Here is a 12,567-nt window from a genome sequence, read left to right as displayed (position 1 = left end):
CGGTCGACTCACCAGAAGTTGCGCATGGGGAAGTTGTCCAGCGGTTCCACGCCGTCCTGGGTGACCCGCACGATCCGCTCGGTCCGCAGCCCACCGACCTCGGGAACGTTGATCGTCGCCTTGAGCGTGAAGACCATGTCCTCCTCGAGCACGGTCTCGTTGCCCGGGCCGATCCACGGCAGCTCCTCCTCCGGGTCCATGCCCGTGCCGTGGCCAGTGCCGCGGCCCATGGCCTCGCTGGAGTACGGGGCGTACCCGCGCTCGACCAGTACGGCCTGCATGACCTTGTTGAGCTCGTCGGCGGTGATGCCGGCCCGGGCGGTCTCCAGCCCCACCTCGACGGCGTCGGCGGCGGTGTCGATGATGTCGCGCTGCTGCCGGGTCACGGACCCGTAGGCGAAGCCACGGCCGCCGTCGGCCACGTAGTTGCCGTACCGGGCGCCGATGTCGGTCATCACCATCTCACCGGGGCGCACGACGCGGTTGGTGGGCAGGGCCAGGCTGAACGCGGCCCGCGGACCCGACTGCACCATCGACAGGTACGCGGGGCCGTCGGCGCCAGCCTCGATCATCGCGATGTCGGCCACCCGCGCCATGTCGCGTTCGGACATCGGGCCGTTGTTCTCGAGTGCGGTCCGGATGGCGTCCATGGCGAGGTCGGTGATGCGGGCGGCCTCGCGGAGCTGGCCGAGCTCCCACGCCGACTTGCGCGCCTTCTCCAGGGCCACCGCCGAGGTGGGTACCAGTGGCGCGCCGCCGAGCGCCGCCGTGCAGCGCTCGTGCAGGTGCGCCGGGATCAGGCCGTGGCCGGCCAGGCCGACCGGCCCGGCGCCCTGGGCCGCCAGCAGGTCCGTGAAGGTCTGCTCGAGCGACCCGAAGGTCTCCACCCGGAACGTCGACACCTCACGCGCGTAGTCCAGCGTCCCGTCCCCCACGAGCAGCACCGGCTCACCGTCGAGCGGCAGCACGAGCAGCGCCAGGGCGATGTCGTGCACCCCGTCGACGGGGCGGAAGTCGGTGAAGTAACGGACGTTGGCCGACCGCCAGCAGTCGCCATAGGACAGGACCGCGCCGAGCCCCTCGGCGGCCGCCCGCCGGCGCACGCGGGCGATGCGGCGCTCGATCTCCTCCAGCGGGATGGCGGTGGGCGGGGCGGGAACGGCGGTCATGAGCGGGGCTCCTTCGGCATTCCGGTGGACGTGGCGTCGCGCCCTGCCGGCACCGGCGGTGCGCGGACGGCGGGCTGTGTGCAGTGGCGGTACGCGGCCGGCGAGACCCGAGCGCGATGGTGGACGCCTCGGCACTGCCGACCCGTGAGATCAGTGGAGATAACGTTTACCAAGCCGGCGTCGCTGTCAAGCCCCGAACCTTCTTCGCCGTTGCGTGTCGTGCCTCGTCCCGGCTCCCGGAAACGCCATGTCTTCGCACAAAACACCAGCTCAGAGCCTCATATGACGGTCTGGCCGGACGCCGTCAGGAAGCCCGGTGCGGGTCCTGCCACCGGGTGGCAGAGTCGCTCAGGCGGCTGAGAAATCGATTCCTGAAGTGATTGACACGACAGTCGTACACGTCTAACGTCTCGCGGCACGACACCCCGTGCGAGACAACGAGACCGGCCGTCACCACGGTCCGATCCCGGGGTCAGAGCGCGCGCCGGCAGTTCGGCGCGTCCCAATTCCTTCGGCAAAGGCGAAATGTCATGTCGGACAGTTCCACGGCTCCTCGCCGGTCACCCAGTGACGACGACGGCGCCCTCGTTCAGGTGCGCGACGCCGTGAAACGTTATCCCGGGGTCGTGGCGCTCGCCGGGGTCAGCGTGACGCTGCGTCGCGGCGAAATCCACGCACTGTTGGGTGAGAACGGCGCCGGCAAGTCGACACTCATCAGGTTGCTGTCGGGCATCACCACGCCCGACTCCGGCGAGATCCTCCTCGACGGTGCGCCGGTGGCCCTGCGCAAGCCGCGCGACGCCCAGCAACTCGGGATCACCACGATCCACCAGGAGCTGTCGCTGGCCCCGGACCTGACGGTGCTCGAGAACATCTTCCTCGGCCGCGAGCTGCGCAGCCGCCGATTCGGCCTGCGCCTTCTCGACGAGCGCGCGATGCTGGGCAAGGTCCGCGACCTGGCGGTCGAGTTCGGACTGACGCCGGACGACCTCGACTGCCGGGTCGCCTCGCTGGGAGCTCTCAAGCAGCACGTCGTGGAGATCCTCAAGGCGCTTGCCTTCGACTCGCGCCTGGTCATCCTCGACGAGCCCACCTCGGGCCTCGCCGACCACGAGCGGGAGAGCCTGTTCGGCCACATGCGTGCCCTGCGCGACCGCGGCATCGCCGTGCTGTGGGTGACGCACCGGCTCGACGAGCTCTACGGCCTGGCCGACACCATCACGGTGCTGCGCGATGGCACCCACGTGGCGACCCTCGACGACGTGAGCGCGGCGACGCCCGACGAGCTGGTGCGACTCATGGTCGGCAACAAAGCGGAGACGGTCGGCGCGCTGGCCACCGGCAGCGTCGCGAGGGACACCCGGTGGCAGGGGGACCGCAGCGAGGTTCTCCGCCTGACCGGAATCACCCGGCTGCCACTGACCGACATCGACCTGACGCTGCGGCGTGGGGAGGTACTCGGCATCGCCGGTATCGCCGGGGCAGGCCGCACCGAGCTGGCGCGGGTCATCCTCGGCGCGGACCGCCTCGACTCCGGCGAGATCGCGGTCAACGGGCTGGTGACCCGGATCCGTAACCCGCGCCAGGCGTACCGCCTCGGCATCGCGCTCGTACCCGAGGACCGCAAGACGACGGCGATCCTGCCCGACTTCACGATCTCGAAGAACATCACCATCGCCGATCTGCGGCGCGTCGCGCGCGCCGGCGTGGTGCTCGACCGCCGTCGCGAGAACGCCGTCGCGACCGGCTTCGTCAAGGACCTCGGCGTGCGTACGCCGGGCGTCCACCAGAAGATCCGCAATCTCAGCGGCGGCAACCAACAGAAGGTCATCGTCGCCCGCTGCCTGTTCACCCAGCCGTCCGTGCTGATCTTCGACGAGCCCACGCAGGGCATCGACGTGGCGGCGAAAGCAGAGGTCTACCGGCTGATCCACGACTTCGTCGACAACGGGGGCGCCGCCATCGTCATCTCGTCGGAGTTGCCCGAGCTGCTTCGGGTCAGCGACCGGATCGCCGTGATGCGCGAAGGCAGGCTCGTCGGCGAGGTGGAGTGCGGCGGCGACAGCACCACCGAGATGGACGACCGTAGAGCGGAGAAGATCATGGCTCTCGCAGTGCGCGGCGGTGTCGCATGAACCTGGCTCGGCGCGTCGCCCGGCTGCTCGCCGTCGACGGCGCAGCAGTGGTGCTCGCATTCATCATCATGGTGGCCTTCTTCTCGGTGAAGTCCGACGTCTTCCTGACCGGGGAGAACCTGCGCAACCTCCTCGTCGAGGCGGTGTTCGTCGTCCTCATCACGGCCGGCATGACCTATGTGCTGCTCGTCGGCGGGATCGACCTGTCGGTCGGCGCCACACTGGGACTGTCCGGCGGCGTCACGTACTTCAGCCTCCTGCACGGCGTTCCCGTCGTGCTGGCCGTGGCGATCGGCATCCTGTTCGGCGCCTTCGTCGGCGCCGTCAACGGCCTGATCATCAGCGGCCTCGGCGTCAACGCCTTCATCGTCACGCTGGCGATGATGAGCATCGAGTTCGGCGTGCTCGCGGTCCTCACCGCCAAGGTGACGCTGGCCGGAGCCAACTCCTCGACGTTCTCCTCGATCGCCGGGGAAAGCGTTCTCGGGATCCCGATCCCGGTCGTGATCTGCGCGGTCATCGTGCTCGCCTTCGAATTGATGCTCATCAAGACGCCGTTCGGCCGCGGGGTCTACGCGGCCGGCATGAGCCCACGGGCCGCGCACCTGGCCGGTGTGTCGGTCAACCGGGTGCGGTTCCTGGTGTACGTGCTGTCGGGCGCGGCCGCCGGCCTGGCTGGCGTGGTCCAGGCGTCCCGGCTGAACTCCGTGCAGGCCGGCCTCGGATCGGGGTACGAGCTGACGACCATCGCCGCCGCCGTCCTGGGCGGTATCAGCCTCGCCGGTGGCCGGGGCACGGTCTGGCGGGGCGTCATCGGCGCGCTGTTCCTGGCGACGCTCAGCCGCGGGCTGCAGCTGCTCGGTGTCGACCCGCTGTGGTTCACGATCGTCACCGGCGCCAGCATCATCCTCGCGATCGCGTTCGACCGTGGCGTCCAGCGCGTCGCCGCCGGCTGGCTGACGCTCAAGTCGCCGGCCGCCACCCCGCCGGAGCGGCGCGACGACGACGGGATCGCCGGCACCCGGTCACCGAGTCCCTCCGCCCTCTCTTCCGTCGATTGAGATGACTCCTGCCATGAGTACATCCGGGTCCATCCCGTCGGTCCGGCGTCTCGCCTCCGCCGCACTGGCGAAGCCGAGCACCGGTGTCATCGTCCTGTTGCTCGGCATCTGCGTCTTCATGGCGTTCACCGAGCCGGTGTTCCTGACGTTCAACAACTGGTCCAACGTGTTCAACCAGTCGGTCTACGTGCTGATCCTGGCGATCGGCATGACCGTCGTGCTCATCACCGGTGGCATCGACCTCTCGGTCGGCGCGGTGCTGGGCCTGTCCGCCGGGGTGATGGCCGACCAGATCAACACCGGGCGGCCGTTCATCGCGGCGTTCATCCTGGCCCTCGCCGCCGGCGCGGTCCTCGGGCTGTTCAACGGCGTGCTCATCACCCGGATCGGCCTGCCGGACTTCGTCGCCACGCTGGCCACCATGGGCATCGCCAGCGGCCTGCTGTACCTGTGGACCAGCGGCTTCCCGTTCACCGACTACATGCTGGACGTGTACTACACGCTCGCCGGGCGTGAACGGTACCTGGGCTTCGTCACCGTCCCCCTGATGCTGTCGCTGCTGATGGTCGCGGTAGTCGCCTTCGTCATGCGGCGTACCTCGTTCGGCCGGCACGCCTACGCCGTCGGCAGCAATGCCGACGCGGCCCGGTTGTCGGGCATCAACGTCAACCGCGTACGCGTCACCGCGTACGTCATCAGCGGCGTGCTCGCGGCGCTGGCCGGTGTGCTCCTGGCCGGGCGCACCACCACTGTCGCCCCCAACATGGGCCTCGGCTACGAGGTCCAGGCCATCGCGGCGGCCGTCATCGGCGGGGCCGCGCTGTCCGGCGGACGTGGCCGGGTGGGTGGTGCCGTCCTCGGCGCGCTCGTCCTCACGGTCGCCAACAACGTGATCAACATTGCCGGCGTCAGTGCCGAATGGCAGCAGATCGTGCTCGGTTCGATCCTGTTGCTGGCCGTCACTCTCGACCGGGTCGGCACCCTCGGCTACGAGCGATCCCTGGCCCGCGCCCGCCGGCAGGCGGTCGTCGCCGCGGACGCCTGACGTCGCTTCCCCAACCCACCACCTTTCTCGGAGGCCTGCAATGAGTGACGCCCGCAACGACAACCTGCCGTCCCTACCGTCGCGTCGAAATTTCCTCAGAGGTGTCAGCCTGATCGGCGGTGCCGCGGTCGGCGGCAGCCTGCTCGCCGCGTGCTCGAGCAAGGAGGTCGACAACAGCCCGACCGGCGGCGGAGGCGGCAACGGGGGCAGCCCGATCAGCCAGAAGTACGACGACGCGGTTCGGAAGATCGTCAACGGTCGCACGATCCAGATCGGCTATACGGTCCCGGTGCTGTCCGAGTACTTCAACGAGATCCAGGGCGCCGCCTGGCGCAAGATGGCCGAGTACGAGGAGCGGTTCGGCGTCAAGTGGAAGTGGGAGCGGTCGGCGCCCACCGCCAACTACAAGTCGGTCGAGCAGCACGTGGGCATCGTGCAGAACTGGGCCACCCGTAAGTTCGACGCCATCTTCATCTGCACCTCGGCCAACTTCGCCACCATGCAGGGCGTCTACCAGCGGGCCGCCGAGCAGGGCACGATGGTGATCGAGTACAACATGCCGATCGAGCTCTACCCGGCTGACCAGCTGCGGACCGCCGCGACGGTGGGTTACCACAACGAGACCCAGTCGGGTTACCTCGCCGGCAAGTACATCGGTGACAAGCTGAACGGCAAGGGCCGGGTACTGGCGCTGTTCGGCCCCGCGGGGTCCGACTACAGCAAGATGCGCGGCGACGGCCTGAAGCGGGCGTTCGCCGAGTACCCCGACGTGAAGCTGGTCGCCCAGGCCGACGGCGGCTATGTGCGGGACAAGGGCTTCGCGGTCGCGCAGGACCTGCTGGCCGCCAACAAGGACATCAACGCGATCTACGGCGAGAACGAGGACATGGCGCTGGGCGCCTCGCAGGCCATCGACCAGGCCGGCCTCAAGCACTGGGACGGCAAGGAGGGCATCCTCACGATCGGCGCAGACGGCCTGGTGTCGGGCTGCGAGAAGATCCGTGAGGGCAAGCTGACCGCGTCGGTCGACGTGGGCCCGGTCGACAACGGACTGCGCCTGGTCGAGACGATGTTCAACCGCGTCGTGCTCGGCAAGAACATCGACAAGGTGACCTACGTCGGCACGCAGATCATCGACAAGAGCAACGTCGACGCGCCGCAGGCCTACCTCCAGTGGGCGCTGGACGCCAAGAAGTACTAAGGAGAACCAGTGAAGGCCGCACGACTGCACGCCTACCACCAGCCGTTGGTCATCGAGGAGGTCCCCGACCCCGAGATCACGGGCCCCTTCGACATCATCGTGCGTACCGGCGCCGCCGGCCTGTGCCGGACCGACCTGCACATCCAGTGGGGCGAGTTCGAGAAGGAGCACGCCGACGCGGGGCTGGACCTGCCCTACATCCCCGGCCACGAGAGCGCCGGCTGGATCGAGGCGGTGGGGGAGGGCGTCAAGCACCTCGCCGTCGGCGACGCGGTGATCCTGCACCCCTTCGTCACCTGCGGCGTCTGCGCCGGCTGCCGGGCCGGCGACGACATGCGCTGTGAGAACGCCGTGTTCCCCGGCCTCTACACCGACGGCGGGTTCGCGCAGAAGATCAAGACCGGCGCGCGCGCCGCGCTCAAGATCGCTGACAACCTGCACCCGGTGGACGTGGCCCCGGTCGCGTGCGGTGGCGTCACCGCCTACCACGCGGTGAAGCGCGCCGCGAAGCTGCTCGTGCCGGGTACCCAGGTCGTGGTGATCGGCGCGGGCGGCCTCGGGCACGTGGGCATCCAGTGCCTCACCGCGATGACCCCCGCCGAGATCATCGTCGTGGACAAGAACGCGGCGGCGCTCGAACTCGCCAAGAGTTGGGGGGCCGAGCACACGGTGCTCGTCGACGGCGATCAGGTGGAGGCGGTCAAGGCGCTGACCAAGGGGCGCGGCGCCGACGTCGTGATCGACTACGTCGCGGAGCGCGGTGCCGAGAAGTGGGGCGTGGACATGCTTCGCTCCTTCGGCACGTACTTCGTCGTCGGTTACGGCGGTGAGCTGCAGGTCGATACCAAGCGGATCATCAACAACGAGCTCAACTTCGTCGGCAACCTGATCGGCAACTTCAACGAGCTCGGCGAGTTGCTCGCGCTGATGGCCCAGGGCAAGGTCACGCTGCACACCAAGACCTACCCGCTCGAGCAGATCAACGAGGCGATGGCCGATCTCGAGGGCGGCCGTCTGCAGGGCCGCGGAATCATCGTCCCGAACGAGTCCTGACGTCCCGTGCGACGCGCCCCCTCCGCCGGGAGCGGGGCGCGCCGTGACTGTAAGACCGGCACAGAACGGAGTCGATGATGACCGCTGTCCAGGGTACGGCCGGCCGGCCGGCGCAACTGGTCACGGACGAGCCGCTGAGGCAGCTCACGACCGGTTACCTCTTCACCGAGGGCCCCTCCTGGCACCCGCACGAACAGTCCCTGACGTTCACCGACATCCCGGCCGGCCGCATCTTGCGGCTCGACGCCGCCGGGGACGTCACGGTGGTGCGCGACCCCAGCAACAAGGCCAACGGCACCGCGTACGACCGGCAGGGCCGGCTGGTGGTGTGCGAGCACGCGACCAGCCGACTGGTACGACGCGAGCTCGACGGTTCGTGGACCACCCTGGCCGACCGCTACGACGGCAGGGAGCTCAACAGCCCCAACGACGTCATCGTGGCGAGCGACGGCACCATCTACTTCACCGACCCGCCGTACGGGCGGACCAGCGAGTTCGTCGGGGTGCTGCGCGAGGTTCCGCTCGACGTGTGCGGTGTCTACCGGCTCGTTCCCGACACCGGCGAGCTGACTCTGCTGATCGACGATCTCGACGGCCCGAACGGATTGTGTCTGTCGCTCGACGAGAGCGTGCTCTACGTCAACGACACCGAGCACGGGAACATCCGCCGGTTCCGGCTGCAGGACGGGCGGGGGACCGGCGGAGAGGTGTTCGCCGTCACCAGCGGCCCCGGTGACCCGGTGGTCGACGGTCTCAAGATCGACTCGACGGGCAACGTCTACTGCACCGGCCCCGGCGGCATCCACGTCTACTCGCCGGACGGCGCCCACGTCGGCGTCATCGAGGTGCCCGAGGTCGTCGGCAACTTCGTGTGGGGCGGCGAGGACCTGTGCACCCTCTACATCTGCGCGAGCACCAGCGTCTACAGCGTCCGCACGACAGTGGCCGGTCTCGCCGCGTTCTGACGTTCCTAAACCGACAGGAGAACAAGCTGATGGAACGGTTCGTGTTCGCCCGGGTCGAGGCCAAACCCGGGTCCGTCGACATCCTGCGCGACGCGGCGGTGGCGCTCGTCGAGCCCTGCCGGGCCGAAGAGGGCAACCTCGCGTACAACGTCTTCCAAGGCGCCGACAACCCGCGTGAGATCTGGTTCCACGCGCACTGGCGCGACCAGCGTTGCCTGGACAATCATGGCAGTACTGAGCACGTGGCAGCGTGGTTGAATATCGTCAAGGAGTACGCTGTCGCACCAGTCGACGTACACGTTGCCGTCAAGCAGGCGTAGGGCGAGACGAGAAGGCCAGCGTGGTACGGGGGCCGGTGAGTCGAGATGCGGGAAATAACCATCAAGGACGTCGCCAAGGCGGCGCGCGTCTCCACCGCGACCGTGTCGCGGGTCGTCAACGGGAACACCAGCGTCGACCGGCAGCTCGCCGACCGGGTCGAGAAGGCCATTGAGGAGCTCGGATACCGGCCCAGTGTCCACGCGCGCCGGCTGGTGGCCGGCCGCACGTGGCTCGTCGGGGCCCTCGTGCCGGACCTGTCGAACCCGTTCTTCCCGATCGTGCTCCGGGGGCTCACCTCGGCCGCCGAGGAGGCTGGCTACAGCGTGGTCGTCGCGGAGTCGGGCGAACACGTCGAGCGTGAGATGAAGCTCGCGCTCGGCCTGCTCGCCCAGACCGACGCGCTCGTGCTGTGCTCGCCGCGGATGGACATCGAGCAACTGCACGAGCTGGCGGTGCAGTCGTCGCCGACGGTCTGCGTGAACCGGGCACAGAGCGGCCTCGGGATGCCCTGCGTGACAGTCGACGAGTACGAGGCGGCGCTGTCGCTGGCCGGGCATCTCGCCGGGCTCGGGCACCGGCGTATCGGGTACCTGCAGGGCCCGCCGGGGTCGTGGTCGGACTCGGTCCGGTGGCGCGCGCTGCGGGCCGCCTCGTCGTTCGGGCTCGACGTCGTGCCGTTCCCGTGCGGCCCCGACCTCGAGGCCGGCTACGCCGTCGCCCGGCAGCTCGCCGACAGCGACGTGACCGCGGTGGTGGCGTTCAACGACTACGTCGCCCTCGGCGTGCTGTCGGGCCTGCAGGAACTCGGCGTCAAGGTGCCCGAGGAGCTCTCGATCGCGGGCTTCGACGACATCCCGTTCTCGGCCTACGCCACCCCGCCGATCACGTCGGTCCGGCGCCCCGTCGTCGAGTTGGGCCGGCAGGCGTGGCGTGCGCTCGAAGCGCGGATGCAGGGCCTGCCGGTGAGCGACCCGCCGGTGCTGTCGAGCGAGGTGGTCGTGCGTGCCTCCACCGCAGCCCCTGGCCGCAGGCCCGCTGACGCGCCGTAGCCGCTCGACCTGTTCACCGTTTTGCCTGACCGCCGCGGTGGCGGTCCGGTCCGATCCGTGACCGGGTCGCCGGGGCAGCGCGTCGCCGGCCGGAGCGCCCGCTGCCGGCGTCCGGCCCGGGGCGCAACGAACGTTTTCTCCCGGTGGCTTGCGAGCCGGGAAGCACCATCCTGACGAACCGCCCGAGCATCACCTCAGAAAGGCACCCTGTGAAGATCGTCGCAGCAGACGTCATCGTCTCCAGCCCTGATCGCAACTTCGTGACGCTGAAGATCACCACGGACGAGGGCATCACCGGCCTGGGCGATGGCACGCTCAACGGGCGGGAACTCGCCGTCGCCTCCTACCTGGCCGACCACGTCGTCCCGCTGTTGCTCAACCAGGATGCGCACCGCATCGAGGACACCTGGCAGTTTCTGTACCGCTCGGCGTACTGGCGCCGTGGACCCGTCACCATGGCGGCCATCGCCGCCGTGGACGTGGCGCTGTGGGACATCAAGGCAAAGGCGGCCGGGATGCCCCTCTACCAGCTGCTCGGCGGCGCGTCCCGCACCGGCATCAGGGCGTACGGCCACGCCTCCGGCCGTGACCTGCCGGAGCTGTTCGACTCGATCCGCCGGCATCTCGAGCTCGGCTACAGGTCGATCCGCGTGCAGACCTCGGTTCCGGGTATCAACGCGGTCTACGGCGTCGCCGCGCAGTCCGGTGCGGACAACAAGCGGTACGACTACGAGCCGGCACAGCGCATCCCGCTGCCGGCCGAGGAGGACTGGGACACCCGCGCCTACCTGCGCCACCTTCCCGGCGTCTTCGAGGCGGTCCGCAACGAGTTCGGCCCCGAGCTGCCGCTGCTGCACGACGGCCACCACCGGATGACCCCCATCCAGGCCGCCAAGCTCGGCAAGGTGCTGGAGCCCTACGACCTTTTCTGGCTCGAGGACTGCACCCCGGCCGAGAACCAGGAGGCGCTGCGGCTCGTCCGTCAGCACACCACCACGCCGCTCGCCATCGGCGAGGTCTTCAACACGGTGTGGGACTACCAGACGCTCATCCGGGAGCAGCTGATCGACTACGTCCGATCCGCGGTCACGCACACCGGCGGCATCACCGCCATGCGCAAGCTGCTCGATTTCGCCGCGCAGTACCAGATCAAGTCCGGCATCCACGGGCCGACCGACATCTCCCCGGTCGGTATGGCTGCCGCCCTGCACCTCGACCTGGCGATCCACAACTTTGGAATCCAGGAGTACATGCAGCACGGCCCGCTGACCAACGAGGTTTTCCGGCAGTCCTTCACGTTCACCGACGGCTACCTCCACCCGGGCGATCAGCCGGGGCTCGGTGTCGAGCTCGACGAGGCCGCGGCCGCCAAGTTCCCCTACGTGCCGGCCTACCTTCCGTTCAACCGGCTCAAGGACGGCACCGTCCATGACTGGTGACGGCGCCGTCGCCGGTCGGCGGGTACCGGCTCCCACCCGACACGTAGTCGTGATGGGTGTGTCGGGCTGCGGCAAGAGCACTGTGGCCCGGGGCATCAGCATCGCCGCGGGCCTGCGGCTGGCCGAGGCGGACGAGTTCCACTCCGAGGCCAGCGTGGCCAAGATGCGGTCCGGCGTCCCGTTGCAGGACGCCGACCGCTGGCCCTGGCTGCGTGCGCTGGCCGCCTGGATGGCCGCCCGGTCCGCTGAGGGAGTCTCGACCGTACTGGCCTGTTCGGCGCTGGAACGGTCCTATCGGGACGTGCTCCGGCAGGGGCCACCGGAGCTGGACTTCGTGCACCTGGACGGGCCCACCGAGGTGATCCGGGAGCGGTTGTCGCAGCGGATCGGGCACTACATGCCGGCCTCCCTGCTGGATTCCCAGCTCGCGACCCTCGAACGGCCCCAGCCGGACGAGCCCTGCCTGGTGCTCGACGTCTCCCTGCCGCCGGACCAGCTCGTCGCGGCGGCCGTGAGCGGGCTCGGCCTGCGCGTTCCAGAGACGTCGCGCTGAGCGGTGCAAACGGCCAAGCGGCGCCGACCCGGACCCGGGTCGGCGCCGCTCGACCGTGTGGTACGCCGGGCTCTCACCAGGGCGGATGACATTTCGGCAGGCGCAACGTCGGCCCTCCTGGAACCGTCCTTCGCTGGGCCAGCCACCCTGATGGCCGGCGGCCAGAAAATCTAGGCTGGAACGACTAGACATCTTCTGCATGGTGGCATACTGTTCTTCGAGTCGAGAGGAAAGATCCGTCAGGACGCGGACGGGCCGTTCGGCCGTGAGGTCACGACGGACGGCGAGGAGAGGAACAGGCTTCATCGTTCCCTCCCGAGAAGAAGTAGGAGCACGTCACTCGGCGTGATACGAGCCGGGGTGCAGGTGGGGCCAAGGCTCTTCTAGGGCTCCAGCTGATGTTCGCCGTACGTGTGGGGGCCGTGAAGTCGCGTGGGCTCCAGCACCGGCGGATCGTACGTCAGCCAGGGAAAGAGGTAGTAGAGGAAAGGGAGGGCCGTACACCGTTGGATCGCCCGCCGTCGGCCGTCATGTCAGGCCGGGCGGACACCGCAGTTTCCATCGAACGAGAGGTGG

General features: G+C 69.0%; 11 protein-coding genes. 10 read left to right on the top strand and 1 reads right to left on the bottom strand.

Annotated elements, in window-relative coordinates:
* Window positions 1-8: 8 nt before the first annotated feature.
* Complete coding sequence (locus ABZU53_RS17840; RefSeq protein ID WP_355066761.1) at window positions 9-1,169, bottom strand: Xaa-Pro peptidase family protein; 1,161 nt, start codon at window positions 1,167-1,169, stop codon at window positions 9-11.
* 605 nt (window positions 1,170-1,774) lie between these two features.
* Between ABZU53_RS17840 and ABZU53_RS17835 the strand changes: the two genes are divergently transcribed.
* The 10 genes from ABZU53_RS17835 (at window position 1,775) to ABZU53_RS17790 (ending at window position 11,991) form a co-directional block, all read left to right on the top strand.
* The gene (locus ABZU53_RS17835; protein WP_354857503.1) at window positions 1,775-3,304 is read left to right on the top strand and encodes a sugar ABC transporter ATP-binding protein; all 1,530 of its coding nucleotides are present in this window, start codon (window positions 1,775-1,777) and stop codon (window positions 3,302-3,304) included.
* Entirely contained in the window at window positions 3,301-4,365 is a 1,065-nt protein-coding gene (locus tag ABZU53_RS17830; protein ID WP_354857500.1) for an ABC transporter permease, read from the top strand. The genes ABZU53_RS17835 and ABZU53_RS17830 overlap by 4 nt, the downstream gene beginning before the upstream one ends.
* Window positions 4,366-4,378: 13 nt before the next feature.
* Window positions 4,379-5,410 carry an ABC transporter permease gene (locus tag ABZU53_RS17825; RefSeq protein ID WP_354857498.1) on the top strand — a complete coding sequence of 344 codons (1,032 nt, stop codon included), beginning with the start codon at window positions 4,379-4,381 and terminating at the stop codon, window positions 5,408-5,410.
* Window positions 5,411-5,450: 40 nt separating this feature from the next.
* Window positions 5,451-6,611 (top strand): sugar ABC transporter substrate-binding protein, encoded by a 1,161-nt coding sequence (locus ABZU53_RS17820; protein ID WP_355066760.1) that lies wholly within the window; start codon window positions 5,451-5,453, stop codon window positions 6,609-6,611.
* A gap of 9 nt (window positions 6,612-6,620) precedes the next feature.
* Window positions 6,621-7,664 carry an NAD(P)-dependent alcohol dehydrogenase gene (locus ABZU53_RS17815; RefSeq protein WP_354857496.1) on the top strand — a complete coding sequence of 348 codons (1,044 nt, stop codon included), beginning with the start codon at window positions 6,621-6,623 and terminating at the stop codon, window positions 7,662-7,664.
* A gap of 77 nt (window positions 7,665-7,741) precedes the next feature.
* Complete coding sequence (locus ABZU53_RS17810; RefSeq protein WP_354857494.1) at window positions 7,742-8,629, top strand: SMP-30/gluconolactonase/LRE family protein; 888 nt, start codon at window positions 7,742-7,744, stop codon at window positions 8,627-8,629.
* 29 nt (window positions 8,630-8,658) lie between these two features.
* Window positions 8,659-8,949 (top strand): putative quinol monooxygenase, encoded by a 291-nt coding sequence (locus ABZU53_RS17805; protein WP_354857492.1) that lies wholly within the window; start codon window positions 8,659-8,661, stop codon window positions 8,947-8,949.
* Window positions 8,950-8,994: 45 nt separating this feature from the next.
* Window positions 8,995-9,999, top strand: a complete 1,005-nt coding sequence (locus tag ABZU53_RS17800) for a LacI family DNA-binding transcriptional regulator (protein WP_354857490.1) — start codon at window positions 8,995-8,997, stop codon at window positions 9,997-9,999.
* Between the two features lie 209 nt (window positions 10,000-10,208).
* The gene (gene manD, locus ABZU53_RS17795) at window positions 10,209-11,438 is read left to right on the top strand and encodes a D-mannonate dehydratase ManD (RefSeq protein WP_355066759.1); all 1,230 of its coding nucleotides are present in this window, start codon (window positions 10,209-10,211) and stop codon (window positions 11,436-11,438) included.
* Window positions 11,428-11,991 (top strand): gluconokinase, encoded by a 564-nt coding sequence (locus tag ABZU53_RS17790; RefSeq protein ID WP_354857485.1) that lies wholly within the window; start codon window positions 11,428-11,430, stop codon window positions 11,989-11,991. The genes manD and ABZU53_RS17790 overlap by 11 nt, the downstream gene beginning before the upstream one ends.
* The last annotated feature ends 576 nt before the right edge of the window (window positions 11,992-12,567 follow it).

Origin of the sequence: Micromonospora sp. NPDC005194, assembly GCF_040608335.1 — a bacterium.
GTDB lineage: Bacteria > Actinomycetota > Actinomycetes > Mycobacteriales > Micromonosporaceae > Micromonospora.
This window is presented reverse-complemented; position numbering and strand designations above follow the sequence as displayed.